Genomic DNA, 26571 nt, shown 5'->3' on the forward strand with positions numbered 1-26571 from the left:
GCGGGGCGTCCGCGATAGGGGCGACGATACATCTAGACAACAAGTGATCTGATGACTAAGACTGCGGGTGCCGATCCACATCACCGCGCGAGACCCCGCCCTCGGCCGACACGGAAGGGACGCCCATGCACGACGATCCGATGCGAGGCTACGACGACGACGGGTACGCGATCTTCAGGAACGTGCTCGATCCCGCGCTGATCGCCGAGGCCGACCGGCACGTCCGCTGGCTGCAGGAGCGCCACCCCGACCGGACCGGCGAGGACCTGTCGACCGAACTCGTCGCCAAGGACCCCTTCTGGGTGCGGCTCGTCTCCGACGACCGGCTGCTGGACGTCGCACAGCGGTTCATCGGCCCCGACATCGCCCTGTTCGCCTCCGCCTACATCTCCAAGCCGCCCTACACCGGCAAGGCGGTCCTGTGGCACCAGGACGGCGCGTTCTGGCCCCTCGAACCGATGCGCGTCGTGACGCTCTGGCTCGCCATTGACCGCTCGACGCCGGAGAACGGCTGCCTGCGCGTCGTCCCCGGCAGCCACAAGGACGACCTGCACGAGGTCAGGGAGCGCGACGACGCCGGGGCCGTCTTCGGCGTGGAGAGCGCGGTCGGGGTGGACGAGTCGCGCGCCGTGGACCTCGTCCTCGAACCCGGCGACGTCGAGGTCCACCACCCGAACATCATGCACGGCAGCAACGCCAACGACTCGCCCCACCGGCGCTGCGGCCTGACGATCCGCTACATCCCGACCTCGACCCGGATCACCGAGGAGCCGCTGCCGTTCCCGTCCGCGCTGCTGCTGCGCGGCGAGCCGGGCGTCAACGAGTACCAGCCGCGCCCCCGCTACGCGCCGGGCGAGCACTTCGCCTTCAGCGGCGCGGAGAACTGGAGCTGAACGGCCGCCGATGACGTATCGACGACACCGGCCGTCCCGGAACTGGGGTGCCCGCGTCCACGAGATCACCTGGGCGGGCCTGGACGCCCTGGTGCTGGAGAACGAGCTGCTGCGGATCACCGTCCTCGCGGGCAAGGGCGGCGACATCGCCGAGTTCTGCTTCAAGCCGCGCGACATGGACTTCGTGTGGCTGTCGCCGGACGGCCTGCGCAACCCAAGGGACGTCGCCGGCGGCGCGGCGGACGACACCGCCGCGTTCCTCGACGGCTACGAGGGCGGATGGCAGGAGGTCCTGCCGAACGGCGGCGCCCCGAGCACCTACCGGGGCGCCGCGTTCGCCCAGCACGGCGAGGTCGCCGGGCTTGCGTGGGACGCCGAGATCGTGGCCGACGACCCCGGCGAGGTCGCCGTCCGGCTCGGCGTGCGGACCACGCGGATGCCGCTCAGGCTGGTCAAGACGCTCCGGCTCCGGTCCGGGGAGCCCGAGCTGATCGTCGAGGAGGAACTGGGCAACGAGTCCGGTGTGCCGCTGGACGTGATGTGGGGGCACCACATCGTGTTCGGCGCGCCCTTCCTGCGCCCGGGGCACCGGATCAGGCTCCCCGGCGCCGCCCGGGTCGTCCCGCACGAGACCGCCATCGGGCCCGGCGGCCGACGCGTCGCGGGCGGCGGGCCGCACGAGTGGCCGCGCGTCCCCGGCGACGCGGGCGGGGTCGTCGATCTCGACGTCGTGCCCGGTCACGGTGCGCCGAGTGAGATCGTCTACCTCACCGGGCTGGACGAGGGCCGCTACGAGGTCGTCGACCCGGACGGCGGCCTCGGGATGCGGGTGCGCTGGGACGTGTCCGTCCTGCCGCACCTGTGGCTGTGGCAGGAGTCCGGCGCGACCACCGGGCATCCGTGGTGGGGCCGCGCCTACGTGATGGGCCTGGAGCCGTTCGCCGGATACCCGACGGACGGGCTCGCGGCGGCGGCCGGCAATGGGACCGCGCTCCGGCTGGATCCGCACTCCACCCGGAGTCTCCGGCTGCGCGCGGGCGTGATCGGAGGGGACACGTGAAGGAGTTCGACGGCAGGGTCGCCATCGTGACCGGCGGGTCGCTGGGGATCGGGCGGGCCGTGGTGGAACGGCTCGCGGCGGACGGCGCCGCGGTGGTGTTCTGCGGCATCGAAGAGGACGGCGTCCGGCGGGCGGAGCGGGATCTGCGCGCGGACGGCCTGGAGGTCACCGGCACGGTGGCCGACGTGACCGACGCCGCGCAGATGAACGCCCTGGTCCAGACCGCCGTGTCCCGGCACGGTGGGCTCGACGTGGTGGTGACCTGTGCGGGCGTCCAGCGCTACGGGACGGTCGAGGAGACCTCCGAGGAGCTGTGGGACGAGGTGCTCGGCGTCAACGTCAAGGGCGTCTTCCTCGCCTGCCGTGCCGCCCTGCCCGAGCTGCGGCGCCGGGGCGGCGGCGCGATCGTGACGATGTCGTCGGTGCAGGCGTTCGTCTCGCAGGACCGGGTCGCGGCCTACAGCGCCAGCAAGGCCGCGATCAACGCGCTGACGCGGGCGATGGCGCTCGACCACGCCGCCGACGGCATCCGCGCGAACGTGGTGTGCCCGGGGTCGGTCGACACCCCGATGCTGCGCTGGGCCGCCGACCTGTTCCGCGGGGAGGCGAGCCAGGACGCGCAGGTCGCCGAGTGGGGACGGGCGCATCCGCTCGGACGGGTGGCGGGCGCGGCCGAGGTCGCCGAGGTGGTCGCGTTCCTCGCCGGGCCGCGCTCGTCGTTCGTGACCGGCGCCGAGCACCGCGTGGACGGCGGCCTCCTCGCCCGCAACCCGGCCGCACTCCCAGAGATCTAGACACCAAGTCATCTAATGAATAATGATGTGGCGCACGGGCCGCGTGTGAACCGCCAACCCCATCCGTTTCCTGGTTCACACGGTGTGAGCTCGCGGAGGTTCCCCATGCAGGATCCCGTCCCCTCCCGCCCCTCCTCTCCCGCCCGACCACGAATCCGGCGGCGGACGCGCGCCGCCGCCCTCACGTCCGCCCTGGTGCTCGGCGCCGGGCTGGCCACCGTCCCGGCCGTCCCGGCCGCCGCCGTCTCACCCGGAAACGGCCACGGAAAGGGCCACGGCAAAGGCCACGGGAACAGCGCCGCCGGGCCGGCCTGCTCCGGCCGCCCCGCGCCGACGTTCGGCACGGCCACGCCGAACACGGCCGTGAACGGCAAGTTCACCGCCTACGGCAACAGCAACGCCCTCCTGGACGACTGGACCGGCGCCGACACCACGTACTCGCTGAAGCTGTCGGACGGGCGCCTCGTCTACGCCTACTCCGACACGTTCCTCGGCAAGGTCAACGCGGACGGCTCCCGCCCGCTCACCGTCGACGACGGCGGGACGACCCCGTTCATCAACAGCTCCTTCGTCGTGCAGTCCGCCGGCGGCCGGCTCACCACCGTCCACGGCGGGACGGCCGCCGACCCGAAGGCGGTCATGCCGCCCGCCCAGCCGGCCCACTGGTACTGGGCCGGTGACCTCACCCAGAGCGGCTCGGAGATCCAGCAGCTCTACCGCGAGTACTACGACCCCGACCCGGCCAACGGCACCGGCTGGGACATGAAGTTCAAGGACAACGTCCTCGCACGCTTCTCCACCGGAGACCTGTCCGAGCCCACGCAGGTGAGGGCGATGCCGTCCGCCGCCGGCGTCCAGTGGGGCTCGGCGCTGCTCAAGGACGGCGGCCACACCTACATCTACGGCACCGAGGACTACACCGACCCCGACACCAAGGTGAACACCAAGTACCTGCACATCGCGCGGGTGAACGGCACCGACCTGCGCGGCACGTGGCAGTACCGGACGGCGGACGGCTGGTCGTGGTCGGAGACGGCCTCGGCGCGGCTGATGAGCGGCGTGTCCAACGAGTTCAGCGTCACCCGGCGCGGCTCGCACTACATCATGGTCAACCAGGACACGAAGATCGCCTTCGGCGCCGAGATCGACGTCCTGCTGTCCTGCTCGGCCGCCGGGCCCTTCACCGCCGAACAGACCGTCTACTCGACGCCCGAGACCGGCGCCTGGGGCTCCTACGGCGACCCGGACGTCTACACCTACAACGCCCATCAGCACGCCTCGCTGTCCTCCAGCGGCAACCTCGTCATCTCCTACAACGTGAACAGCCTGGACACCACCAAGGGCCCGGAGAACGACAACTACCGGGACGTCACCATCTACCGGGCGCGCTACGTCAACCTGCCGGTCTCCGGCTGAGCCGCGGCATCGCCGTTCCGTCCACGGCGGTACCGCTTCCCACGCGCCCCCGGGTGACCTCCCGCCCGGGGGCGCGTCCCTCCCCTTCGGACATGGAGGTCTCATGGACGCCGAACTGGCCGCCGCGCTCGACGGAATGCCCCATGTCGGGCTGGCCGACCCGCTCAAGGCCCGAACGGCGATGCGCGACCTCGTCGCCGCCCTGGGAGAGCCGGAGACCGACGGCCGCGCGGACGTCGAGGGCCGGACGATTCCGGGGCCGCCCGGCGCGCCGCCCGTGCCCGTGCGGATCTACCGGCCGCGGGACGCGCCGCGGCCGGTGCCCGTTCTCGTGTACTTCCACGGCGGCGGGTTCGTCACCGGCGGCCTGGAGAACGAGCACGGCCGCTGCGTGAAATTCGCCGCCGAGGACGGGATCGCGGTCGTGTCGGTCGGCTACCGGCTCGCGCCCGAGCATCCGTACCCCGCCGGGTTCGAGGACTGCTACGCGGCGACGGCGTGGGCGCACGAGCACGCGGCCGGGTTCGGCGGCGACCCGGCACGGGTCGCGGTGGGCGGGGGGAGCGCCGGGGGCGCGCTGGCCGCCGCCGTGGCACTGCGCGCACGGGACGAGGGCGGCCCGCCGCTGGTGTTCCAGATGCTGCTCTATCCCGTCCTGGACGACCGCATGGACACCCCGTCGATGCGGGCGTTCACCGAGCCGCCGCTGTTCAACCGCACCGACGTCGAGCACATGTGGCGGCACTACCTGGGCGGGCGCGCCGACGTCCCGGCGTATGCGGCGCCCGCGCGCGCGGCCGACCTGGGCGGCCTGCCGCCCGCGTACGTGCTGGTCGCGGAGTTCGACCCGCTGCGGGACGAGGACCTCGCCTACGCGCACCGCCTGATCGTCTCGGGGGTCCCCACCGAGGTCCACCATGTGCCGGGCGCCTGCCACGGGTTCGACGGCATCATGAGCGCGCGGCTGGGACGGCTGGCGTTCGAGGAGGAGCGCGCCGTCCTGCGGCGGAACCTCGCCGCTGACCTCGCCGGAAGGCTGGACAGCACAGTCGCTAAGTGATTAGATGACTTTACTTCTTTGGGAACGAGGTGGCGATGTCACACGATGTGGCCCGGCCGAGCCTGGCGGACGCGCTGACCGAGCGGATGCTGGAGCTGATCAGGTCGGACGGCCTGCGCGCCGGCGACCGGCTGCCGTCGGCGCGCGAGCTGTCGCAGCGCTTCGCGGTGACCACGCCGACGCTGCGGGAGGCGCTGCGCCGCCTGGAGGCGACCGGGGCGATCCAGCTCCGGCACGGCTCGGGCATCTACGTGGGCGCCGACCTCGAACGCGTGATCATCCCGAACCCGAACGTCCGGACGCTGGACGGCGACCGGCTGCTCCAGCTCCTGGACGCCCGGCTGCTCATCGAGCCGCCGCTGGCCGCGCAGGCCGCCCACCGGTCCGAGCCCGGCGACCTCGAGACGCTCCGGACCGTCCTGGCCGAGGCCGCCCAGAACCTGACCCCCGGCGAGGAGGCCGAGGCGCGGCTGCACGACGCCAACATGGCCTTCCACCGGGCCGCCGCCGGCGCCGCCGGCAACTCCGTCCTCTGCGAGGTCATCGACTCGCTGCTGATGGTGCACTCCTCCGAGCAGCGCGAGATACAGCGGATCTTCGACGACCGCACCCGTGACTACGAGGAGCACCGGGCGATCCTCGGTGCCATCGAGGCCGGCGCGGAACGGGAGGCCGAGGAGTTCATGCGCTCCCACCTCGCCGACGTCAAACACGTGATCGAGCAGCGGCTCGGCTGAGCGAGCCGCACCCCCTGCCGCACACCCCCGCAAACCCTGCAACCCCTGAAGTCCCCGCCGCCCGGCGGACGCGCCGCGCGGTCTGTTCGTCCTCCCCGAAGACCCGACCCCAAGACCTTCGACCACCCCGATCGGGCACCACCCGATGAAGGAGGCTCACCATGTTGTCGTCCAAGCGACTGCGGGTGACCGCGTTCACCATGGGCGCGCTGCTGCTCGCCGCCGGCTGCGGATCCGGCGACGGCGGCGGCGACAAGACTGAGCTGAAGCTCTACAACGACAAGGGCGCCTGGAAGCCCTTCTTCGAGCAGATGGCCGTGCTCGGCGAGCAGCAGACCGGGCTCGGCATGAAACCGGTCGGCTACACCGACGAACCGACCTACACGGCGTTCATCAAGAGCTCGTTCCGCACCAACGTCAAACCGGACCTGTTCACCTGGACGACCGGCGGGCGGCTGAAGGAGATCGTCGAGCAGAACCAGGTCGCCGAGACGACGAAGCTCTGGCAGGACGCCATCCAGAGCGGCGACCTGACCGAGGAGCTGAAGACCTACTACACGGTCGACGGCAAGCAGTACTGCGTCCCGCTGAACACCGCCTACTGGGGCATGTTCTACAACAAGAAGCTCTTCGCCAAGCACGACCTGAAGCCGCCCAAGACCTGGGCGGAGCTCGAGAAGCTCGCCCAGACGCTCAAGTCGAAGGGCCAGGTGCCCTTCAACCAGACCACCCCGACGTCGCTGTTCTCCTTCGCCTGGTTCGAGCAGCTCCTCGCCGGCAGCGACCCCGACCTCTACGACCGGCTGTCGAAGGGCGAGGCGTCCTACACCGACCCCGGCGTGGTGAAGGTGATGGAGCGCTGGAAGTCGATGATCGACGCCGGCTACTTCACCAAGCCGGGCGACAAGGCCGACCCCGCCGACCACTTCAAGTCGGGCGAGGCCGCCATGGTCATCAACGGGACGTGGTTCAACACGAGCATGACCCAGCGCGGCCTCAAGCAGGGCGAGGACTACGGGTTCTTCTTCATCCCGAACGTCGACCCGTCGCTGCAGAAGCGGTCGCTGATCTTCGAGAGCGGGCCGCTGTGCTCGCTGCGCAAGGCCCCCGACCCGGACGCCAGCATGAAGTACCTCAAGTGGTGGATCACGCCCGCGGCCCAGGAGAAGTGGGCGAACGCGCGCGGCGACGTGTCCGGCAACCCGAAGGTGAAGGTCGCCGACCCCGAGCTGGACAAGGTCACCAAGGAGGCCGCGTCGAACGAGAACCGGCTCATCCTGCGCTACTTCGAGGCGGCGCCGGCGCCCGTCCTCACCGAGGCGCTCAGCGGGTTCGACAAGTTCCTCAACGAGCCCGGCTCGTACATGGACGTCCTCAAGAACATCCAGAAGGTGAACGAGGACTACTGGAAGTCGCAAAAGGGCGGAAGCTGATCCATTCATGAGGCTGGTCCATTCATGAGCACCCACAAGGCCACCGCCGACCGCCCGGCGCCGGCGGTGGCGCGCGGGCACCGTCCCGGGACCGGCCGCCGCGGCACGCGCGGCGGCCGTCCGGGGAAGGGTTTCGCGCTGCACGGCCGGTTCCGGCACGTCTACATCTCACCGGCGGTGCTGTTCGTCGCGGTCCTGCTCTACCTGCCGTTCCTGTGGACGGCGTACCTGAGCTTCACCTCCTACGACGGGCTCGCGTCACCGGAGTTCACCGGCCTGGACAACTACCGGCGGCTCCTCGAGGACGAGGCCCTGCTCACCTCGATCCGCAACACGCTGCTGTGGGTCGTCGGGACCGTCGCGCTGCCGGTGGGAGGCGGGCTGCTCGTCGCCGTGCTGTCCTACGACGTCAGGGGCGGCGGATGGTTCCGGCTGCCGTTCCTGCTGCCGTACGCGATGTCGGGCGCCGGACTCGGCGTGATCTGGGGCTTCATCCTGCAGCCGGACGGGATGGCGAACCAGATCCTGACGACCCTCGGCATGCCCGGCGGCGACACCGCCTTCCTCCAGGACGGACCGCGCAACACCCTCGCGATGATCGTGGTGTGGACGTGGCAGCAGCTCGGCGTCAACATGCTCCTGTTCGTCGTCGGCCTGCAGTCGATCCCCAAGGGGCCCATCGAGGCCGCCCGCATCGACGGCGCGTCCGGATGGTCGATGTTCCGGCACGTCACCTGGCCGCTGATGCGGCCCATCACCACGGTCGTGCTCGGCCTCGCGCTCGTCGCGGGCCTGAAGAACTTCGACATCGTCTGGGTGATGACGCAGGGCGGGCCGGGACGCTCGTCCGAGACGCTCGCCGTGACCATGTACCGCGACGTGTTCGTCGCCAACGAGTACGGATACGGCTCGGCGGTCGCGATCCTGCTGACCACCATCACGGGCCTGGCCTCGTACGTCTACCTGCGCCGCCAGATCGGCAAGGAGGATGCGTCATGAGGGAGCGAAACGGCGGCCTGCGGGCGGGCGCCGTGAACCGGACGGTGCGCCGGGCCGTGCTGGCCGTGCTCGGCGTGGTGTGGCTGTTCCCCACGTACCTGATCGTGGCGAACGCCGTCCGCCCCGCGGACGACTACGACCCGGCCGACTCGGTGTCGCCGCCGTCGTCGATCGGCCTGTTCGACAACATCGCGCAGGCGTGGGAGCAGACCGCCGTCGGCGGCTCGCTGCTGAGCACGCTGCTCTACAGCGTCGTCTCCCCGGCACTGGCCGTCCTGCTGGGCGCGCTCGCCGGGTACGCGATCGTGGTGCTGCGCCTCAAGCACGGCTTCACCTGGTTCGTGGTGATCTTCGCCGGGACCGTGGTGCCGTTCCAGATGCTGCTGGTGCCGCTGTTCGTCGGCTACAGCAAGGTGGCGCTGTACGACGACCGGCTCGGGCTGATCCTGATCTACTCGGCGATCAACGTCCCGCTCGCCGCGCTGGTGATGCGCAACTTCTTCGGCAACGTCGCCGTGTCGATCTTCGAGGCGGCGCGGCTGGACGGCGCGTCCACGTTCCGCATCTTCTGGCGGATCTACCTCCCGCTGTCCTCGGCGGCGCTCGCCGCCGTGTTCATCCTGGAGTTCACCTTCGTGTGGAACGACCTGCTGTTCGGCCTGACGCTGTCGCAGTCGGAGAACGTCCGGCCGGTGTGGGCGGAGCTGTCGGCGCTCACCACCGACGTGTACGCCGGGACGCCCGTGCCGATCGCGCTGGCCGCCGGGCTGGTGGTCTCGCTGCCGACGGTCGTGCTGTTCCTCGCGACCCAGCGGCTGTTCACGCGCGGGCTGACCCTCGCCCAGTTCTGACACCGAAGAGAAAGCCCCCTGAAAGCTCCCCAGAGAAGGATTGACGCTGAGAGATGACGAGTCGCCTGCTTCAGGCGAGCCTCGGCTCGCCCGACTATGACGGGATCCGCGACGCGCTGCGCCAGGACACCTCCACCGAGGTCCTCGCGGTGCGCGGGCTGTCCGTCCGCGCCGCCGTGCTCCCGCTGTTCAAGCGGGACGGGACCGGCGCGCTCCGGCAGGCCGTCCGGCTGACGCCGTCCGGCGGCGGACCGGTGGACCTGACGCTCAAGGACGGTGACGCCGTCGTCGCGAGCGCCACCGCCGCGGCCGGCGAGACCGTCACGCTGCTCGTCCCCGAGGTGGACGGCCCGCGCCGCGTCACCCTGGAGGTGCGGCGTCCGGGCGCCGCCGGAGCGGACGGCCTCGTCGGCGCCGCTCCGCTCGACATCACTCCGCAGCGCAAGTGGAACGTGTTCGTTGTCCACCACTCGCACCTGGACATCGGCTACACCGACACGCAGGGCACCGTCCTCCGGCACCACCTGGACTACCTCGACGCGGCGCTGCGGCTGTCGCGGCAGACCGACGGGCGCCCGGACGACGCCCGGTTCCGCTGGTCGGTGGAGTCGTCGATGCCGGCGCTGCGCTGGCTCGCGACACGTCCCGACGACCAGGTCGCCGAGTTCACCGAGCGGGCCCGCGCGGGCGACATCGAGGTCACCGCGTTCCCGATGCAGCTGCACACGGAGGCGTGCTCGACGGAGGAGCTGTACCGGCAGCTCCGCTTCGTCGAGCACCTGCGGCACACGTACGGCATCGAGGTCCGGTCGGCCATGCACACCGACATCCCGGGCGCGGTCGCCGGGACCGTGGACGCGCTGAACGCGGCCGGCGTCCGGTACCTGGCCGCGGCGCACAACTGGGCCGGGCGGTCCGTCCCCTACATCACGGGCGGCGACAAGCTCGCCCGCCCGTTCCGGTGGCGGTCGCCCGGCGGCGGCGAGCTGATCGTCTGGTTCACCGACACCCCCCACGGCATGGCCTACATGGAGGGCAACACCGTCGGTCTCGTTGACGGCTACGACCTCGCCGAGGACCTGCTGCCCCGCTACCTCGGCTCCCTCGCCGACCGCCCCTACCCGTACGGGCCCGGGACGTTCGGCTGGTACGCCGCGCCCGGCCAGGTCGGCGCCGCCAAGGATCCCGACTTCCTGGACGCCGTCCACCTGCGCGTGCAGGGCGCCCACGCCGACAACGCCGGTCCGTCGATCGTCCCCGCCGACATTGCGCACCGGTGGAACGAGACGTGGGCGTACCCGCGGCTGCGGATGGCGACCAACGCCGACTTCTTCGAATACGTCGAGGAGCACCACGCCGGCCGGCTCCAGACCCACGAGGGCGACTGGACCGACTGGTGGGCCGACGGCCTCGGCTCCGGCGCCCGCCCCCTCGGCCACGTCCGCCGCGCGCAGAACATCCTGCGGTCCGCCGAGACGCTGCACGCCCTCGCCGACGAGCGCAGCGGCGACCGGACGGGCGCGTCCGCCGCGATCGACGAGGCGTACGACCGCGCCGCGCTGTTCGACGAGCACACCTGGGGCGCCGCGAACCCGTGGGAGGACGCCGAAGAGGGCGGCGACTCCGGCGCCCTGCAGTGGACCCGCAAGTCCCAGGTCGGGTACCAGGCCCACGACGACGCGCTCGACCTGCTCCAGTCCGGCGCCCGGCGGCTCGGCGCGACGTTCGGGGCGGCGCCGGACGCGCTCGCGTCGTTCCTCGTCGTCAACCCCGGCACCGCCGCCCGCACCGACGTGGCCCGCGCGTTCCTGCCCCGCGACGTCGTCGCCGCGGACGTCCCGATCACCCTCGTGGACGCCCGCACCGGCGAGCCCGTCCCGCACCGCGAGGAGGAGGTCGACCCCGACGAGTGGCCCACCCGTCCCATCGGACGCCACCTGGAGGCGGTGCTCCCGGACGTCCCCGGCCACGGGCACGTCCGGGTCGACGTGGTGCGCGGCGACGCCGCCGCGCCCCCGGTCGACCTCGGCGCCGACGGGACGATCGAGAACGAGTTCTACCGCGTCGCCTACGACGTCAAGGAAGGCCACATCGGCTCGGTGTTCGACAAGGCCGCCGGCCGCGAACTGGTGAACTCCGGCTCCGTCGCAGGGTTCGGACAGTACGTCTACGACCGGTACGCCACCGCGCCGCACTTCAACCACATGTCCGGGCACATGCTCGTCCACGACAAGACCATGCTCGGCGACCGGGCCGTCGGCACCCACGCGACCGTCACCGAGTGCGTGCGCACCCCGGCCGGGGAACGGCTCGTCATCGAGCAGCACGGCAAGGGCGTCGACTGGCTGCGCACCACCATCGACCTGTACGCCGGCGTCCCCCGCATCGACGTCCGCTACCAGCTCGGCAAGCAGCCCACGGCGGCGAAGGAGGCGGTGTTCTTCGCGTTCCCGTTCGCCGTGGACGGGCCGCCCGCCGCCTGGGAGCTGACCGGCGGCGTCGGCGGCACCCGCGTCCCGAGCGTCCCCGGATCGGCCGAGCACATGCGCCCCATCCGCCACTGGGTCGCGTTCGAGGACCCCGACCTGACCGTCGCGTGGGCCACGCTGGAGGCGCCGCTCGTCCAGTTCGGCTCCATCCACATGCCGTACGCGCCGTTCCCGCCGACCCTCGACAACGAGGACGGCACCGTCTACTCGTGGGCGCTGAACAACATCTGGGACACCAACTTCCCGTCCCAGCAGCAGGGCGAGACCACCTTCCGCTACGCCCTCGCGTCCGGCGCCGCCGGGTCGGGCCGCAGGCTCGGCGCCCGCACGGCCGCCGGCCTCACCGACCCGTTCGTCGCCACCCTCGCCACGGGCACCGCGCCCGCGGCCGAGAACGGGACGTTCCTGCACGTGGACGACCCGGACGTGCTCGTCACCTCGGTGGGCCGCGCACGCGACGGCGACGGGCTGGCCGTCCGGCTCCAGTCGCTCGCCGCCGACACGGTGGAGACCCGGCTGCACGTGCCGGGCGTCACCCGCGCGCTGCTGAGCGGCGGTCTGGAGCGTGACCCGGCGGAACTGCCCGCCCGGGACGGCACGATGACGGTACGGCTGCCCGCGTGCGGCGTCGCCACCGTCACCGTCCTGCGTTGAACGGCACGGCGTCGAGCATGGATCGGGGACACATGAAGATCACAGGTATCCGCGCCACCACGGTCACCGTGCCGCTGGAGGCGCCGCTCCTGCACAGCAACGGCGCGCACTGGGGCCGTTTCGTCCGGACGATCGTGGAGGTCGAGGCCGACAACGGCCTCGTCGGGCTCGGCGAGATGGGCGGCGGCGGGCAGAGCGCCGAGGCCGCCTTCCAGGCCCTCGCGCCGCACCTGGAGGGGCACGACCCGTTCGAGCTGGAGACCCTCCGCTTCAAGATCGCCAACCCGACGGCGAGCCTCTACAACAACCGCACCCAGATCCTCGCCGCGATCGAGTTCGCCTGCCTGGACCTCGTCGGCCAGTACCTCGGCGTCCCGGTGCACGACCTGCTCGGCGGCCGCATCCGCGACTCCGTCCCGTTCGCGTCCTACCTCTTCTACCGCTACCCGGGCGCGGGCGGGTCCCCGGAGGTCCGCACCCCGGACCAGCTCGTCGAGCACGCCCGCGCGCTCAAGGACCTGCACGGGTTCGGCGTCCACAAGCTCAAGGGCGGCGTGTTCCCGCCCGGCCACGAACTGGAGTGCTACAAGGCGCTCGCGGACGCGTTCCCCGGCGACCGGTTCCGCTACGACCCCAACTCCGTGCTCAGCCTCGAGGAGGGCCTGCGGTTCGGGAAGGCGATCGAGGACCTCGACAACGACTACCTCGAAGACCCCGTCCTCGGCCTGGAGGGGCTCCGGCTCGTGCGCGAGCGGGTGAACGTCCCCCTCGCCACCAACACCGTCGTCGTGAACTTCGAGCAGCTCGCCGCCAACGTGCTGCGCCGCAGCGCGGACGTCGTCCTCCTCGACACCACGTTCTGGGGCGGCATCCGTCCCTGCGTGAAGGCCGCCGCCGTGTGCGAGACCTTCCAGATCGGCGTGGCCGTGCACTCCTCCGGCGAACTCGGCATCCAGCTCGCCACCATGCTGCACCTCGGCGCCGTCCTGCCCAACCTCACCTACGCTGCCGACGCCCACTACCACCACCTCACCGACGACGTCATCGAGGGCGGTCCCATGCGCTACGCGGACGGCAGGATCCCGGTGCCCTCCGGCCCCGGCCTCGGCGTCCGCCTGGACCGTGACAAGGTCGCCGAGTACGCCGAGCTGTACCGGGAACTCGGCGGCTACCCCTACGACCGCGACCCCGGCCGCCCCGGCTGGTACCCGCTCGTCCCCAACGACCGCTGGGCGGACCCGTCCGTCCCGCTCGCTCCGCTCGAATAACCTGCGGTTGTGATCCGATTCGCCACCCCCGACGACGTCCCGGCCATCCTGCGGCTCATCCGCGATCTCGCGGAGTACGAGCGCGCCCTGCACGAGGTGAAGGCGACCGAGGCGCAGCTGCACAAGAGCCTGTTCGGCGACGACCCGAAGGTCTTCGCCCACGTCGCCGAACACGACGGCCGCGTCGTCGGGGTCTCGTTGTGGTTCCTCACGTTCTCCACGTGGAACGGCACGCACGGCATCTACCTGGAGGACCTGTACGTCGACCCGGACGTCCGCGGTCACGGCTACGGCAAGGCCCTCCTCACCGAACTGACCCGCATCGCCGACGACCGAGGCTACGAACGAGTCGAATGGGCCGTCCTCAACTGGAACAAGCCGGCCATCGAGTTCTACGAGGCCCTGGGCGCCCGCCCACAGGACGAGTGGACGGTCTACCGCCTCACCGGCGACACCCTCACCAAGGCCGCCCGCTCCTGAAGACCGCCCGCTCCTGAAGGCGGGCCGGGCATGGGACGCGGGCCGAGCATGGACGCGGGCCGAGCATGGACGCGGGCCGAGCATGGACGCGGGCAATGCTTGAAGGCCGCGCGGCCCTGGCCGCCCGATCTCGAATGCCGGCGGGGCATGGGTGCGGGCGAGGCATGCGGGGGCAGGCCATGCGGGGGCGGGGCAGGGACGGGGGGCGGGCATGAACAAGGCCCAGCCCGGTTTCGGGCTGGGCCTCAGTGTCCGGGCCGGTCAGCCCTTCTTGGTCTCCCAGAAGATGTCGCTGATCTCGGCGATCTTCGCGAGCAGGTCGTCGGCGACCTTGGTGTCCATGGTGGCCTTGGTGCCGCCGCCACCGCCGGCGAGCTTGGTCGCCTCGTTGAACAGCTGGTGGAGCTGCGGGTACTTCTCGAAGTGCGGCGGCTTGAAGTAGTCGGTCCAGAGCACCCACAGGTGGTGCTTGACCAGCTCCGAGCGCTGCTCCTTGATCAGGATCGCCCGGGCACGGAACTCGGGGTCCTCGTTGGCGGCGTACTTCTCAGTGATCGCCTTGACCGACTCGGCCTCGATCCGGGCCTGCGCCGGGTCGTAGACGCCACACGGCAGGTCGCAGTGCGCGGAGACCGTCGTCTTCGGGCGCAGAAGCTTGAGCAACACCTGCGAATCCCTTCCCTCGTTGCGGATCATGGTCAGGTCACCGACATTACCCTTGTGCTCCCGGCCACGTCCGGCCAGGGCGCTCGGTATTTCGGCCTAAGACCGGGCCGCGGCGCGGTCTGGAACCCTTCCGGCAGTGTTCATGACCGCCGGCCGGCAATCTATGCGGGCGAACGAGGAGGATCATGCGGATGCGCGGGCCGATGCTGTGGGGCCTCGCCGGCGGGGCGGTGCTCGCCCTGGCCGGCCTGTGGCGGCGGCTGCTGGCCGTCGAGGTCGCCGGCGACTCGATGCTGCCCGGGCTGCGGCCGGGGGACTGGCTGCTCGTGCGCGCCGGTGCCCGTCCCGCGCCGGGCGACGTCGTCGTCGCGCGGCACCCGGAACGCCCCGGCCTCCTCATCGTCAAACGCGCCGGCCACCGGTCGGCGGACGGGTGGTGGCTGGAGAGCGACAACCAGGGTGCCCAGGGCCGCCGTGACAGCTGGGACTTCGGTGCCGTGCCCGAAGCGCTGGTCCTCGGACGGGTCGTCGCGCGCTACTGGCCGCTGTCGCGTGCCGGGACGTTCACGCGGGGCGCGCTCGGGTGGCAGGCGGCGGTGACGCTCGGCCGGCCGGCGCAGCGGTCCGAACAATAACGGCGCGACCGGTTCGCGGTCGTGTCGAAGAACACCCGCTCGCAGCCCTCCGCCCGGCACAGCCCGAGCCGGTCGATGCCCTGGTCGGCGATCTTCGCCGCGAGGCCCATCGCGGTGCGGGCCGCATAACGGTCGGGTATCGAGCCGGCCTCATTGAAGTGCAGATGCCAGTCCTGGCCGTCGTGGCGGGAGACCTGCGGATGGACCGGATGATGGATCAGCAGCGTGTTGAGGCGGTCCACCGCGTCGTCCTCGTCCCCGCGCGCGGCCGAGACGAAGATGGCGCGCAGTTGCGCGCGGAGTTCGCGCATGGCGTCGAGATCGCGGTGCGCGATCCGCCCCCCGAGATGCGGCCGGTGCACCAGCAGGGCCCGCAGCCCTTCGAGATCACGCAGGTCGTCCTGTCGGCCACGCTGCGTGTTCACGAGATCGATCGCCAGGTCTGCGTACGAGGCGAGGTCCACTTTCGCTCCTGACGGACTCGACCTGAACGGACGAACTGGCCAAGAGTTATTCCCTCGTGACGGAAACTACACAGATTCTTGGGAAACGGCCCGCGTTCCACGGCGGGAACGCGGGCCGTCCGAAATGCAAGATCGCGGGCCGGATCAGATCCGGTTGACGCCCTCCTTGCGGGCCTGCTCGGCCACCGCACGGGTGACGGCCGGGGCGACGCGGTCGTCGAACGGGCCGGGGATGACGTAGTCGGGGGTGAGGTCGTCGCCGACGATGCCGGCGAGCGCGTTGGCCGCGGCCAGCTTCATGCCCTCGGTGATCGAGCGCGCCCGGACGTCCAGCGCGCCGCGGAAGATGCCGGGGAACGCCAGCACGTTGTTGATCTGGTTCGGGTAGTCGCTGCGGCCGGTCGCGACGACCTTGGCGTGCCGCCGCGCCACCTCGGGGTGCACCTCGGGGGTGGGGTTGGACAGCGCGAAGACGATCGCGTTCTCCGACATCGTGGCGACGCACGACTCGTGGACGGTGCCGCCGGACAGGCCGATGAAGACGTCGGCGCCGCGCAGCGCCTCCTCGGTGGAACCCTTGAGGTGCGACCGGTTGGTGATCGCGGCGATCTGCGTCTTGATCGGGTTGAGCCCGTCGCGGCCCTCGTAGATGAGGCCCTTGCTGTCCGACAGCGCTATGTCGCCGATGCCGCCCTCGATCAGCATCTTGGAGACGGCGATGCCGGACGCGCCCGCGCCGGCCACGACCGCGCGCAGCTCCGACAGCGGCTTGCCGACCTGGCGGGCCGCGTTCTTGAGGGCGGCGAGCGCCACGATCGCGGTGCCGTGCTGGTCGTCGTGGAAGACGGGGATGTCGAGCGCGGCGCGGAGCCGGTCCTCGATCTCGAAGCAGCGGGGGGCGCTGATGTCCTCCAGGTTGATGCCGCCGAAGCTCGGCGCCATCCGGATCACGGTGTCGACGATCTCGTCCACGCCCGTGCAGTTCAGCGCGATCGGCACGGAGTCGACGTCGGCGAACTCCTTGAACAGCAGGGACTTGCCCTCCATGACCGGCATGGACGCGGCGGGGCCGATGTCGCCGAGCCCGAGCACGGCGGTGCCGTCGGTGATGACGGCGACGACCCTGGACGTCCAGGTGTAGTCGTAGGCCAGTTCGGGACGGTCGGCGATCGCGGTGCAGACCCGGGCGACGCCCGGCGTGTAGGCCAGCGAAAGATCGTCTTTGTTGCGGACCGGAATGGTCGACCGCATTTCCAGCTTGCCGCCGCGGTGCAGCGAAAAGGCCGGATCATCGTCGAGCGAGGATGGTTCGGTGGGAATGGGCTCAGCAGCCACAGCGACCCCTGTCAGTGAAAGTTGGCTTTCTTGCGATGCCGCCGCGGTGGTGGAGGCGTGGTGGCCGGTCACCTGGTGGTCATCTCGCGACGTACGGGGGTCACCCGTTGTGCGATTCTCTCATACCGCCCTCCGCGCGCCCGGAGTCCGGGGTGGTGGTGACCATCACGTGACGGTTGCCACATGTGGTGGGCCGGTCGCGGAGGGTACACGTGCGTTGGGGTGGTAGACGGTTCCGGCGCTCCGTCGTTGCGTGATTGTTTCGGACCCTTTATCCAGATCAGGGAGGTTGTACGCCAAAATATGCACCTGACCTTCGGATCTGTACGGATCCGACGCAACCACTTGGAGGGGGACCATGATCATCGGTTCTCTGCGCCGTCGCGCCGTCGCGGCGAGCGCGCTCGTGCTGACGGGCGCACTCGCCCTGTCCGCATGTGGCGACAGTAACGACACGGGAGACACGGGCGACTCCGGCTCGAACACGAGCGCGGACGCGAAACTGGCGGCCATGGTCCCGGACGCGATCAAGAGCGATGGCAAGATCGTCGTCGGCACCGACGCGTCCTACCCGCCCAACGAGTCGGTCGACCCGGCCACGCAGAAGATCGTCGGCTGGGACGTCCAGCTGTTCGACGCCGTCGCGGCCAAGCTCGGCCTGAAGACCGAGTACCACAACGCGGGCTTCGACACGATCATCCCGGGCGTCCAGTCCGGCAAGTACGAGGCCGGCGTCTCCTCCTTCACCGACACCAAGGAGCGCGAGCAGGCCGTCGACTTCGTCACCTACTACTCGGCGGGGACGGCCTGGGCGGCCCTCAAGGGCAACCCCAAGGGCGTCAACCCCGACGACGCCTGCGGCAAGAGCATCGGCGTCCAGCAGGGCACCGTGCAGGTCGAGGACCTCACGGCGAAGAGCAAGAAGTGCACCGACGCGGGCAAGCCGGCCATCAAGCAGGTCGTCCGCAAGCAGCAGACCGAGGTCAACAACGACCTGGTCGCGGGCAAGGTCGACGCGATGGCCGCCGACTCGCCGATCATCGGTGACGCGGTCAAGAAGACCGGCAAGCTGGAGATCATCGGCCAGGTCTACGACACCGCGCCGTACGGCTACACCTTCGGCAAGAACTCCGGCCAGTTCAAGGACGCCGTGCTCGCCGCGGTGAAGGCGCTCATCGCCGACGGCACCTACAAGAAGATCCTCACCGAGAACGGCGTGGAGAGCGGCGCGATCACCGAGCCGGCGATCAACGCGGCGCAGAGCTGATCGGATGACGGTCGACAGCGACGTCGAGAAGGGACGGCCCGAAGCGATCCGGGCCGTCCCCGTCCGGCATCCCGGCCGGTGGGCCGCCGCGGCGGTCGTGCTGGTGCTGGTCGCGATGTTCGTCCACTTCCTGCTCACCAGCGACGCGCTGGACTGGCCGGAGCAGCGCAAGTTCATCTTCTCCATCGCGGTGCTCAAGGGCGTCCGCAACACGATCCTGCTCACCCTCACCGCGATGATCGGCGGCGTGCTGCTGGGCACCGTCCTCGCGCTGATGCGGCTGTCGCCCAATCCGCTGCTGCGCGGCGCGTCCTGGTTCTACCTGTGGTTCTTCCGCGGGACGCCGCTCTACACGCAGCTGCTCATCTGGGGCGCGATCGGCTCGCTGTTCCCGACCGTCGGGATCGGCATCCCGTTCGGCCCCGAGTTCCACACATGGCAGACGCAGGCGCTCGTCACCGCCATGATCGCCGCGGGACTCGGGCTGATCCTCAACGAGGCCGCATACATGGCGGAGATCATCCGGGCCGGGATCCTGTCGGTGGACGAGGGGCAGCAGGAGGCGGCGAGCGCGCTCGGCATGTCCCGGATGCAGACCATGGGCCGGATCGTGCTGCCGCAGGCGATGCGGGTCATCATCCCGCCGACCGGCAACGAGGCGCTCTCGATGATGAAGAACACCTCGCTGGTCGCGGCGATCCCGTTCTCCGAGCTGACGTTCACCGCACAGACCATCTACGCCAGCACCTACAAGATCATTCCGATGCTGGTGATGGCGTGCCTGTGGTACCTGCTGCTGTCATCGCTGATGATGGTGGGCCAGCACTACCTGGAGCGCCACTTCAGCCGCGGGGTCGGCAGGGGGACGACGTCGCGCGAGCCGCGGGTCCGCTTCCGGGGCGGGGGCGGTGGCCAGTGAGCGGAGGTGAGGACATCGTGAGCAACTCCCTCTCGAAGGAGCCCGCGCCGACGCCCGCGCCCGAGAGCGGCGGCCTGATGGTCAAGGCCGAGCGGGTGCACAAGTCGTTCGGCCGGCTGGAGGTGCTGAAGGGCATCGACCTGGAGGTCCGGCAGGGCGAGGTGATGTGCGTCGTCGGGCCGTCCGGGTCGGGCAAGTCCACCTTCCTGCGCTGCATCAACCACCTGGAGAAGATCAACGCCGGGCGGCTGTGGGTGAACGGCCATCTCGTCGGCTACCGGCAGCAGGGCGGCAAGCTCTACGAGCTGCGCGACCGGGAGGTCGCCGCGCAGCGCCGCGAGATCGGCATGGTGTTCCAGCGCTTCAACCTCTTCCCCCACAAGACGGCGCTGGAGAACGTCATGGGGGCGCCGATCTGGGTCAAGGGGCTGCCGAGGGACCAGGTCAGGGAGCAGGCGATCACGCTGCTGGAGCGCGTCGGGCTGAGCGAGAAGGCGCAGGCGTACCCGTCGCAGCTGTCCGGCGGGCAGCAGCAGCGGGTGGCGATCGCGCGGGCGCTCGCCATGGAGCCCGCGCTGATGCTGTTCGACGAGCCGACGTCCGCGCTGGACCCCGAGCTGGTCGGCGAGGTCCTGGAGGTCATGAAGCAGCTCGCCCTCGACGGCATGACCATGGTCGTGGTCACCCACGAGATGGGTTTCGCCCGCGAGGTCGGCGACTCGCTCGTCTTCATGGACGACGGTGTCGTGGTCGAGGAGGGCACGCCCCGCGAGGTCCTGGCCAACCCGCAGCACCAGCGCACCCGGGACTTCCTCTCCAAGGTTCTCTGACCCGGATTCGGTTTCCTCCACGGTGACGGGGCCCCACGGCGGGTGGGCCCCGTCACCGTGGGACGCGGCCCGCCCAGGGCCTGCCGAGCGCGGCCGTCAGGGCCGCGGGGGCTTGCGTGCGACGCCGCCTACGCAGGCGACTTCGGGAGGCTCCCCCTGGGCGCCGGGTTCGGGGCGCCATCGTGTCACGGGCACGACGCCGGGTTCTACGATCTCCAGGCCGTCGAGGTAGCGGGCGATCTGCTCGGGGCTGCGGGGCGTGTAGGAGATTCCGCCGCTGCCCGCGTTGTAGGCCCGGATGGCCTCCACATAGTCGGGGTCGGTGTCGGTGCCGTCGTAGACCGCCAGGTAGCTGCCCGGTGGCAGCGCCGCCATCAGCCGGTCCACGATCGACCGGGCCTGATCGTGGTCGTCCACCAGGCCCAGGATGCCCATGAGCATGAGCGCGACCGGACGTTCGAGATCGAGGGTTCCGGCCGCCCGCGCCAGAATCGTGTCGGGGTCGCGGATGTCCGCCTCGATGTAGTCGGTGGCCCCTTCGGGGCTGCTGGTCAGCAGCGCCTTGGCGTGCACCAGCACCAGCGGGTCGTTGTCGACGTAGACGACGCGGGCATCGGGCGCGGCGCGCTGGGCGACCTCATGGGTGTTGTCCATGGTGGGCAGTCCGGTGCCGATGTCCAGGAACTGGCGGATCCCCGCCTCGCCGGCCAGGTATCGCACCACCCGGGTGAGCATGCGCCGGGACTGGCGAGCCATCTCCACCATGCCCGGGAAGGTTTGGAAGACCTTCTCGCCGGCCTGCCGGTCGACGGGGTAGTTGTCCTTGCCTCCCAGCAGGAAGTTCCAGATCCGCGCCGAATGCGGCACGGAGGTGTCGATTCTGGGTTCTGGGCTCATGGAGGCTCCTCGGGTTCGGACCGGTGTCGCCGACGGGTGAGCCGTTGACCGGCTCGCTGTTCGTCGGCGACGACACCCATGGTGTAGCCGCAGGCGGTTTCCATGCTACGGCCGCGACTTTCCGCGGCGGTGCCTTCAGCGATCGATGGCGCGGCGACTCGCCTCGGGTGACGGCCCGAACCAACCCGCCGGGCAGACGGCCGAGGGCGGGTACCGGACGCCGCCCCGTCCGGTACCCGCCCTCGCCGGCCCGCCTTTGAGCGATCAGAGGCGGTTCAGGACGCGGTCGAGCAGCCCGCCCTCAGACGCTGACGCCGAAATCGGACGCGACACCGGCCAGGCCGGACGCGTAGCCCTGCCCGGTCGCCCGGAACTTCCACTCGGCGCCGTTGCGGTACAGCTCGCCGAAGACCATCGCGGTCTCGGTGGAGGCGTCCTCGGACAGGTCGTAGCGGGCCAGTTCGGAACTGTCCGCCTGGTTGACGACGCGGATGAAGGCGTTGCGGACCTGCCCGAAGTTCTGGGCGCGCGCGTCGGCGTCATGGATCGACACCGGGAAGGCGATGCGGGTGACCTCGGCGGGAACCGCGGCGAGGTTCACCTTGATCTGCTCGTCGTCGCCCTCGCCTTCGCCGGTGAGGTTGTCGCCGGTGTGCTCCACCGATCCGTCGGGGCTCTTGAGGTTGTTGAAGAAGACGAAGTGCCCGTTGGAGGGGACCTTGCCCGCCTCGTCCAGCAGCAGCGCGCTCGCGTCGAGGTCGAAGTCGGTGCCCGTGGTCGTGCGGACGTCCCAGCCGAGTCCCACCACGACCGCCGTCAGCCCGGGGGCCTCCTTGGTCAGCGAGACGTTGCCGCCCTTGGAAAGGCTCACACCCATGGCGTTTCTCCTCATGTCGTCGTTCGGGACCGCGTGGAACCGCAGGGCAGGCCGGAGCGTTCGAGAGACGTCGGTCCGCGACGACGGACGTCGCCTGCACGGAACCGACCTCCGGATGGCCGCTGCGGAAGGAAACATGCTATTACACTTGTAGCAGATCACCGAGAACCCCGGTCCGGCAGCTAACGAGGGAGATCTCCGATGGCCTTCTGGGACAAGCTACGCGAGTCTAGCCAGACCATGCAGACCCAGCTCATGGCGAAGAAGAACGACCTCAAGAGCGGCGCCTTCCGGGACGCGAGCATGGCGATGTGCGCACTGGTCGCCGCCGCCGACGGCTCGGTCGACGCGAGCGAACGGCAGCGGACCGCGTCACTGATCACCTCCAACGAGGTACTGCAGAACTTCCCGGCGGCCGACCTGCAGCAGCGCTTCAACGGCTACATCGACAAGCTCACCGCCGACTTCGACTTCGGCAAGGTCGGCGTCCTGCAGGACATCGCCAAGGTGAAGAAGAAGCCCGCCGAGGCCCGCGCCGTCATCCAGATCGGCATCGTCATCGGCGGCGCCGACGGCGACTTCGACGACAACGAGAAGGCCGTCGTCCGCGAGGCCTGCCACGCCGTGGGGCTGCCCCCCGCCGAATTCGAACTCTGACCCCGCCCCGCCAACTCCGCCGCCGTATACCTGAACGGGATGTTGTGCCAGGATGCGCGGCATGAGCTTTGCCGACCGGTATCTGGCCGAGGACGAATCCTTGGTCCATGCCACCCGCCAGCACTGGACCGAGCTGATCGGCGAGTTCGTGATCCTCTGCCTGGTCTGGATCGTCGCCGGTGCGCTGCTGTGGGTCGTCCCGTCCGGCGAGGACTGGGGGCGGATCGCCGACTACGTGGTCCTTGGCGTCGCCGTGGTCCTGTCGCTGTGGTTCTGGCTGATCCCGCTGCTGCGGTGGCGCGGCACCATCTACATCGTCACCACGAAGCGCATCTACAAGCGCAGCGGGTTCCTGACCAAGACCGGGCACAGCATCCCGCTGATCCGCGTCAACGACGTGTCGTTCCGGGTGACGCTGTGGGAGCGGATCTGGCGATACGGGACGCTCGACATCCAGTCCGCCTCCGAGCACGGCATGCTCCGGCTCAAGCGCGTCCCGGACCCCGAGGGCCTGAAGTCCAAGATCTACCAGGCCGTGGACGGGGAGCAGCGCCGCCATCAGACGGGTTCGGGCGCCGCCGACCACGGGTGAAACCTTGGGACGGGCGAGCGTGGCGCGAGCCGCCGTCCGTCAGCGCAGGGTCAGCAGCGGCAGCAGGAAGGCCGCGGCGGCGTGGTCGAGCTGAAGGGTCGCGCCGGTCAGGGAACTGGTGACGAAACCGTTGCCCATGAACAGCAGCGGGCCCGCGACCGCGTTCCTGCCCGGGGGCGAACCCAGCAGCGCCTCGACGCGCTGGACGACCCCGGATTCGGCGAACGCGGCGGCCGGCCCGGTGCTGTGCGGGTGGGCGAGGGCGGCCTTGGCGATCGTGCGGGCGACGACGGCGCGGTCACCGACCGCCTCGGCCGCGTCTTCGTCCGCCCACCGCTCGACCGAGAGCCGCAGCCGCTCGTTCAGCGGACGCAGCGGCGGCAGGACCGCGGAGAGCAGCGCGCCGGACGCCGCGTAGCGGTGGTGGCGGTGCCGCAGGTGGGACGTTTCGTGCTGGAACACCACATGGAGTTCTTCGGCCGTGAATCCGCGGAGCATGCCCCGCGACAGCAGCACCCCGCCGTGCCGGCCGGGGACCGCGATGGCGATCGGAACGTCGGTCTCCAGTGGTTTCCGAGCCTGTACCCGCGCGGTCCGCAGTTCGGCGAGCCAGCCGACGGCGGTCCTGCCGGTGATCAGCAGCCCGGCGGCGGTCAGCAGTACCGCCGGGACGCCCGCCACGTCCGGGACCGGCCTGTCGTCTCCGAACAGCGCCCATTCGGGGACGTGCCCGGCGGCGCCCGGCGCCAGCGACGCCGCGTAGTTGATCGACACGAAGACCCCGGTGCCGAGCGCGGCCACGACGGTCATCGCGCACGTGGTGGCCAGCAGCCGCGCCGACCAGGACGGATGCAGCGGTAACGGCGCCCTGGCGAACACCGTGCTCAATGCCAGCATGATGGCCAGCGGCATGACGGTGAACCAGTTCACTCGCGTTCACCTGGGCCCTCGAGCAGCTCGCGCAAGTGGCGCGCCTCCTCGCTGGTGAGTGTCCGGACGAACCGGTTCAGCACGCTCACGGGATCGCTCGCGTGCCGCAGATGCTCATGCATCCGGCCCGCCACCAGCTCGGACTCGTCCACGGCGAGCCGGTAGTGGTAGTGCCGGCCGGCGCGGGTCCGCGAGACGAGCCCCTTCTCGTGCAACCGGTGCAGGATCGTGTTCACCGTCGTGTACGCCGGGTCGCCGTCCAGCCGTTCCACCAGCTCCGCCGTCCGGGCCGAGCCGCCGAGCCCCGCCAGCGCGGCGAGGACCTCGGCCTCCAACCGCCCCAGCGGTCTACGCGATGGACTACGCGGCACCGGCCTCACCCCTTCGCGCGCATACATCGGGTTCAAAGTAGATCAGGTGCGCGATGCGCACCGCCCGCCGAATACGCCGGCCGGCGCGAACGGACGGCGAGGACCGGGCGCCGCCGCCCGTGGCGGGCGGGCGGCGGCAGGCCCCCCGGGACCGGGGGCGGGCCGTCCGCGTGCAGGGTGGACGGTTAGTGTGCGTTCATGTTCGCTGTCACGGCTACGCAGATCGACGCAGACAATCCGCTGAACGGGCTGACGGCGGGGGAGGCGCCCGACCCCGAGGTACCGGACGGCTGGACGACCGTCACGGTGAAGGCCGCCGCGCTCAACCACCACGACCTCTGGTCCCTCAAGGGCGTCGGCCTGTCCGCCGACAGCCTCCCGATGATCCTCGGCTGCGACGCGGCCGGGGTGGACGAGGACGGCAACGAGGTCATCGTCCACTCGGTGATCGGCGACCCCGCGCGGGGCGGCGGCGACGAGACCCTCGACCCGAAGCGGTCGCTGCTCTCGGAGACGCATCCCGGGACGCTGGCCGAGAAGGTCGCGGTGCCGCGCCGCAACCTCGTCCCCAAGCCCGCCGAGCTGTCGTTCGAGGAGGCGGCCTGCCTGCCGACCGCGTGGCTCACCGCCTACCGGATGCTGTTCGACAAGGCCGGCCTGCAGCCCGGCGCGTCCATCCTGGTGCAGGGCGCGGGCGGCGGCGTCGCGTCCGCCGCGATCGCGCTGGCGTCGGCGGCCGGGTACCGCGTCTACGCGACCAGCCGCAGCGAGGCCAAGCGCAAGCGGGCGCGGGAGCTCGGGGCGGACGCGGCGCTGGAGACGGGCGCGCGGCTCCCCGAGCGGGTGGACGCCGTCATCGAGACCGTCGGGCAGGCGACCTGGTCGCACTCGCTGAAGTCGCTGAAGCCCGGCGGCAAGATCGTGGTGTCCGGCGCCACCAGCGGCCAGGTGCCGCCGGCGGAGCTGAACCGGGTGTTCTTCCTGCAGCTCCAGGTGATCGGCTCCACGATGGGGACGCGCGACCAGCTGGAGCGGCTGGCGCGGTTCCTGGTCAAGACGGGCACCAGGCCGCCGATCGACCGGACGCTGCCGCTGAGCCGGGCCCGGGAGGGCTTCGCCGCGATGGCCGAGGGCGACCTCTTCGGAAAGATCGTCTTCACGCCCTGAGCCGGGCGGTGCGGGCCCGTGGCCGGGGCGTCCCGGTCACGGCCCGCCGTGCTCGTGCTCCCCGTGCCCGTGCCCGTGCTCGTGCTCGTCCTTGCGGGCGCGGTGCCCGTCCCGGCTGAGGACCTCGTCCTTGAGGCGGGCGCGTGCCTCGTCCAGGATCGCCTGGGCGGCGGCGAGGCCGTCGTCGTCGAGGCGGGAGTGCTTGGCGGCCTTGCGGACGTCCTCGACGAACTTGCGGAGCAGGCGCTCCAGCTTGAGGCGGGCGACGTCCTCGCGGGTGCCGGTCGCCGTCTTCCAGGCGTCGTCCCAGCTCTGCCGCCACTCCTCCTTCCACGTCTGCTTCTGCTCGCGCCAGTACTCCTTCTGCCGCCGCCACTCGTCCTTCTGCCGGTCGGCGGTCTCCTTCCACGCCTCCTTGGACGTGGCCTTGCCCTGGTCGCGCATCGTCCGGGCGGCCTGCGTGAGCTCCTCGCGCAGCGACCGGACGGTCTGCCGGACGTCCTCCTGCACCCCGCGGGCGAACTCCTGCGCCGAGGCGGCGATCTCCTCCTCCAGATCGGCCAGCTCGTCCATCCGGCGTTCCAGCTCCTCGCGGCCCTTGTCGGTCAGCGAGTACACCTTCTTGCCCTTGATCACCTCATGGGTGACCAGGCCCTCGGACTCCAGCCGGGCCAGCCGCGGGTAGATCGTGCCGGGGGAGGGCGAGTAGACCCCGAGGAACCGGTCCTGCAGCAGCCGGATCACCTCGTAGCCGTGCCGCGGGCTCTCCTCCAGCAGCTTCAGCAGGTACAGCCGCAGCCTGCCGTGGCCGAAAACGGGGCTCACGTGGA

General features: G+C 70.8%; 27 protein-coding genes. 19 read left to right on the plus strand and 8 right to left on the minus strand.

The window, feature by feature from the left end:
- Positions 1 to 125 precede the first annotated feature (125 nt).
- The 12 genes from AB0C35_RS14185 (at position 126) to AB0C35_RS14240 (ending at position 14134) form a co-directional block, all read left to right on the plus strand.
- Complete coding sequence (locus AB0C35_RS14185) at positions 126 to 893, plus strand: phytanoyl-CoA dioxygenase family protein (RefSeq protein WP_358454772.1); 768 nt, start codon at positions 126 to 128, stop codon at positions 891 to 893.
- Between the two features lie 10 nt (positions 894 to 903).
- Entirely contained in the window at positions 904 to 1953 is a 1050-nt protein-coding gene (locus AB0C35_RS14190; RefSeq protein WP_358454774.1) for a DUF4432 family protein, read from the plus strand.
- Positions 1950 to 2747: an SDR family oxidoreductase gene (locus tag AB0C35_RS14195; RefSeq protein ID WP_358454777.1), complete on the plus strand. Its 798-nt coding sequence runs from the start codon at positions 1950 to 1952 to the stop codon at positions 2745 to 2747. Before AB0C35_RS14190 ends, AB0C35_RS14195 begins: the two co-directional genes overlap by 4 nt.
- Before the next feature lie 105 nt (positions 2748 to 2852).
- Positions 2853 to 4163: a DUF4185 domain-containing protein gene (locus tag AB0C35_RS14200; RefSeq protein ID WP_358454779.1), complete on the plus strand. Its 1311-nt coding sequence runs from the start codon at positions 2853 to 2855 to the stop codon at positions 4161 to 4163.
- A gap of 103 nt (positions 4164 to 4266) precedes the next feature.
- Complete coding sequence (locus tag AB0C35_RS14205; RefSeq protein ID WP_358454782.1) at positions 4267 to 5223, plus strand: alpha/beta hydrolase; 957 nt, start codon at positions 4267 to 4269, stop codon at positions 5221 to 5223.
- 35 nt (positions 5224 to 5258) lie between these two features.
- A complete protein-coding gene (locus AB0C35_RS14210; protein ID WP_358454785.1) occupies positions 5259 to 5960 on the plus strand; it encodes an FCD domain-containing protein in 702 nt (233 codons plus the stop codon).
- Positions 5961 to 6121: 161 nt separating this feature from the next.
- The gene (locus tag AB0C35_RS14215; RefSeq protein ID WP_358454788.1) at positions 6122 to 7393 is read left to right on the plus strand and encodes an extracellular solute-binding protein; all 1272 of its coding nucleotides are present in this window, start codon (positions 6122 to 6124) and stop codon (positions 7391 to 7393) included.
- A gap of 24 nt (positions 7394 to 7417) precedes the next feature.
- Entirely contained in the window at positions 7418 to 8392 is a 975-nt protein-coding gene (locus tag AB0C35_RS14220) for a sugar ABC transporter permease (RefSeq protein ID WP_358454790.1), read from the plus strand.
- Positions 8389 to 9243, plus strand: coding sequence for a carbohydrate ABC transporter permease (locus AB0C35_RS14225; protein ID WP_358454793.1), 855 nt, complete (start codon positions 8389 to 8391; stop codon positions 9241 to 9243). Before AB0C35_RS14220 ends, AB0C35_RS14225 begins: the two co-directional genes overlap by 4 nt.
- A gap of 53 nt (positions 9244 to 9296) precedes the next feature.
- Positions 9297 to 12386: a glycoside hydrolase family 38 C-terminal domain-containing protein gene (locus tag AB0C35_RS14230; protein WP_358454795.1), complete on the plus strand. Its 3090-nt coding sequence runs from the start codon at positions 9297 to 9299 to the stop codon at positions 12384 to 12386.
- Positions 12387 to 12418: 32 nt separating this feature from the next.
- Positions 12419 to 13654 carry an enolase C-terminal domain-like protein gene (locus AB0C35_RS14235; RefSeq protein WP_358454798.1) on the plus strand — a complete coding sequence of 412 codons (1236 nt, stop codon included), beginning with the start codon at positions 12419 to 12421 and terminating at the stop codon, positions 13652 to 13654.
- A 9-nt stretch (positions 13655 to 13663) separates the two neighbouring features.
- Entirely contained in the window at positions 13664 to 14134 is a 471-nt protein-coding gene (locus tag AB0C35_RS14240; protein WP_358454801.1) for a GNAT family N-acetyltransferase, read from the plus strand.
- A 261-nt stretch (positions 14135 to 14395) separates the two neighbouring features.
- Here AB0C35_RS14240 and sodN read toward each other — a convergent pair whose 3' ends face one another.
- Positions 14396 to 14800 carry a superoxide dismutase, Ni gene (gene sodN, locus AB0C35_RS14245; RefSeq protein ID WP_358454803.1) on the minus strand — a complete coding sequence of 135 codons (405 nt, stop codon included), beginning with the start codon at positions 14798 to 14800 and terminating at the stop codon, positions 14396 to 14398.
- 191 nt (positions 14801 to 14991) lie between these two features.
- Here sodN and sodX point away from each other — a divergent pair, with 191 nt between their 5' ends.
- Positions 14992 to 15435, plus strand: coding sequence for a nickel-type superoxide dismutase maturation protease (sodX, locus tag AB0C35_RS14250; protein WP_358454806.1), 444 nt, complete (start codon positions 14992 to 14994; stop codon positions 15433 to 15435).
- Here the strand turns inward: sodX and AB0C35_RS14255 are convergent.
- Positions 15336 to 15899, minus strand: a complete 564-nt coding sequence (locus tag AB0C35_RS14255) for a CGNR zinc finger domain-containing protein (RefSeq protein ID WP_358454808.1) — start codon at positions 15897 to 15899, stop codon at positions 15336 to 15338. The two genes, sodX and AB0C35_RS14255, sit on opposite strands and share 100 nt — an antisense overlap.
- Positions 15900 to 16043: 144 nt before the next feature.
- Positions 16044 to 17234 carry an NADP-dependent malic enzyme gene (locus tag AB0C35_RS14260; protein WP_358454809.1) on the minus strand — a complete coding sequence of 397 codons (1191 nt, stop codon included), beginning with the start codon at positions 17232 to 17234 and terminating at the stop codon, positions 16044 to 16046.
- 358 nt (positions 17235 to 17592) lie between these two features.
- On the opposite strand from AB0C35_RS14260, the gene AB0C35_RS14265 reads away from it, so the two are divergent.
- From AB0C35_RS14265 to AB0C35_RS14275, 3 genes are all read left to right on the plus strand, one after another.
- A complete protein-coding gene (locus AB0C35_RS14265) occupies positions 17593 to 18501 on the plus strand; it encodes an ABC transporter substrate-binding protein (protein ID WP_358454812.1) in 909 nt (302 codons plus the stop codon).
- Between the two features lie 4 nt (positions 18502 to 18505).
- Entirely contained in the window at positions 18506 to 19420 is a 915-nt protein-coding gene (locus AB0C35_RS14270) for an amino acid ABC transporter permease (protein ID WP_358454814.1), read from the plus strand.
- 77 nt (positions 19421 to 19497) lie between these two features.
- A complete protein-coding gene (locus tag AB0C35_RS14275) occupies positions 19498 to 20250 on the plus strand; it encodes an amino acid ABC transporter ATP-binding protein (protein ID WP_358455077.1) in 753 nt (250 codons plus the stop codon).
- Positions 20251 to 20346: 96 nt separating this feature from the next.
- Here the strand turns inward: AB0C35_RS14275 and AB0C35_RS14280 are convergent, their stop codons facing one another.
- Entirely contained in the window at positions 20347 to 21147 is an 801-nt protein-coding gene (locus AB0C35_RS14280; protein WP_358454817.1) for an SAM-dependent methyltransferase, read from the minus strand.
- Between the two features lie 301 nt (positions 21148 to 21448).
- The gene (locus AB0C35_RS14285) at positions 21449 to 22024 is read right to left on the minus strand and encodes a TerD family protein (protein WP_358454820.1); all 576 of its coding nucleotides are present in this window, start codon (positions 22022 to 22024) and stop codon (positions 21449 to 21451) included.
- Positions 22025 to 22225: 201 nt separating this feature from the next.
- On the opposite strand from AB0C35_RS14285, the gene AB0C35_RS14290 reads away from it, so the two are divergent.
- Together AB0C35_RS14290 and AB0C35_RS14295 are read left to right on the plus strand one after the other, a co-directional pair.
- Positions 22226 to 22681, plus strand: coding sequence for a TerB family tellurite resistance protein (locus AB0C35_RS14290; protein ID WP_358454822.1), 456 nt, complete (start codon positions 22226 to 22228; stop codon positions 22679 to 22681).
- A gap of 61 nt (positions 22682 to 22742) precedes the next feature.
- Complete coding sequence (locus AB0C35_RS14295) at positions 22743 to 23273, plus strand: PH domain-containing protein (protein ID WP_358454825.1); 531 nt, start codon at positions 22743 to 22745, stop codon at positions 23271 to 23273.
- Between the two features lie 39 nt (positions 23274 to 23312).
- On the opposite strand, the gene AB0C35_RS14300 is transcribed toward AB0C35_RS14295, so the two are convergent.
- Together AB0C35_RS14300 and AB0C35_RS14305 are read right to left on the minus strand one after the other, a co-directional pair.
- Complete coding sequence (locus AB0C35_RS14300) at positions 23313 to 24203, minus strand: M56 family metallopeptidase (protein WP_358454828.1); 891 nt, start codon at positions 24201 to 24203, stop codon at positions 23313 to 23315.
- The gene (locus AB0C35_RS14305) at positions 24200 to 24574 is read right to left on the minus strand and encodes a BlaI/MecI/CopY family transcriptional regulator (protein WP_358454831.1); all 375 of its coding nucleotides are present in this window, start codon (positions 24572 to 24574) and stop codon (positions 24200 to 24202) included. The genes AB0C35_RS14300 and AB0C35_RS14305 overlap by 4 nt, the downstream gene beginning before the upstream one ends.
- Positions 24575 to 24772: 198 nt before the next feature.
- Here AB0C35_RS14305 and AB0C35_RS14310 point away from each other — a divergent pair, with 198 nt between their 5' ends.
- Positions 24773 to 25741 carry a zinc-binding dehydrogenase gene (locus AB0C35_RS14310; protein ID WP_358454834.1) on the plus strand — a complete coding sequence of 323 codons (969 nt, stop codon included), beginning with the start codon at positions 24773 to 24775 and terminating at the stop codon, positions 25739 to 25741.
- 36 nt (positions 25742 to 25777) lie between these two features.
- On the opposite strand, the gene AB0C35_RS14315 is transcribed toward AB0C35_RS14310, so the two are convergent.
- Complete coding sequence (locus AB0C35_RS14315; RefSeq protein ID WP_358454837.1) at positions 25778 to 26566, minus strand: helix-turn-helix transcriptional regulator; 789 nt, start codon at positions 26564 to 26566, stop codon at positions 25778 to 25780.
- Positions 26567 to 26571 lie beyond the last annotated feature (5 nt).

Source organism: Spirillospora sp. NPDC048819 (genome assembly GCF_040650055.1).
Taxonomy (GTDB): domain Bacteria; phylum Actinomycetota; class Actinomycetes; order Streptosporangiales; family Streptosporangiaceae; genus Spirillospora.

Coding starts and splice junctions, on each gene's coding strand:
- AB0C35_RS14275 (WP_358455077.1), top strand. CDS start 19,498: ATGGTCAAGGCCGAGCGGGTGCACAAGTCGTTCGGCCGGCTGGAGGTG.
- AB0C35_RS14225 (WP_358454793.1), top strand. CDS start 8,389: ATGAGGGAGCGAAACGGCGGCCTGCGGGCGGGCGCCGTGAACCGGACG.
- AB0C35_RS14270 (WP_358454814.1), top strand. CDS start 18,506: ATGACGGTCGACAGCGACGTCGAGAAGGGACGGCCCGAAGCGATCCGG.
- AB0C35_RS14235 (WP_358454798.1), top strand. CDS start 12,419: ATGAAGATCACAGGTATCCGCGCCACCACGGTCACCGTGCCGCTGGAG.
- AB0C35_RS14205 (WP_358454782.1), top strand. CDS start 4,267: ATGGACGCCGAACTGGCCGCCGCGCTCGACGGAATGCCCCATGTCGGG.
- AB0C35_RS14210 (WP_358454785.1), top strand. CDS start 5,259: ATGTCACACGATGTGGCCCGGCCGAGCCTGGCGGACGCGCTGACCGAG.
- AB0C35_RS14295 (WP_358454825.1), top strand. CDS start 22,743: ATGAGCTTTGCCGACCGGTATCTGGCCGAGGACGAATCCTTGGTCCAT.
- AB0C35_RS14265 (WP_358454812.1), top strand. CDS start 17,593: ATGATCATCGGTTCTCTGCGCCGTCGCGCCGTCGCGGCGAGCGCGCTC.
- AB0C35_RS14200 (WP_358454779.1), top strand. CDS start 2,853: ATGCAGGATCCCGTCCCCTCCCGCCCCTCCTCTCCCGCCCGACCACGA.
- AB0C35_RS14280 (WP_358454817.1), bottom strand. CDS start 21,147: ATGAGCCCAGAACCCAGAATCGACACCTCCGTGCCGCATTCGGCGCGG.
- sodX (WP_358454806.1), top strand. CDS start 14,992: ATGCGCGGGCCGATGCTGTGGGGCCTCGCCGGCGGGGCGGTGCTCGCC.
- AB0C35_RS14190 (WP_358454774.1), top strand. CDS start 904: ATGACGTATCGACGACACCGGCCGTCCCGGAACTGGGGTGCCCGCGTC.
- AB0C35_RS14290 (WP_358454822.1), top strand. CDS start 22,226: ATGGCCTTCTGGGACAAGCTACGCGAGTCTAGCCAGACCATGCAGACC.
- AB0C35_RS14310 (WP_358454834.1), top strand. CDS start 24,773: ATGTTCGCTGTCACGGCTACGCAGATCGACGCAGACAATCCGCTGAAC.
- AB0C35_RS14185 (WP_358454772.1), top strand. CDS start 126: ATGCACGACGATCCGATGCGAGGCTACGACGACGACGGGTACGCGATC.
- AB0C35_RS14215 (WP_358454788.1), top strand. CDS start 6,122: ATGTTGTCGTCCAAGCGACTGCGGGTGACCGCGTTCACCATGGGCGCG.
- AB0C35_RS14220 (WP_358454790.1), top strand. CDS start 7,418: ATGAGCACCCACAAGGCCACCGCCGACCGCCCGGCGCCGGCGGTGGCG.
- AB0C35_RS14230 (WP_358454795.1), top strand. CDS start 9,297: ATGACGAGTCGCCTGCTTCAGGCGAGCCTCGGCTCGCCCGACTATGAC.
- AB0C35_RS14285 (WP_358454820.1), bottom strand. CDS start 22,024: ATGGGTGTGAGCCTTTCCAAGGGCGGCAACGTCTCGCTGACCAAGGAG.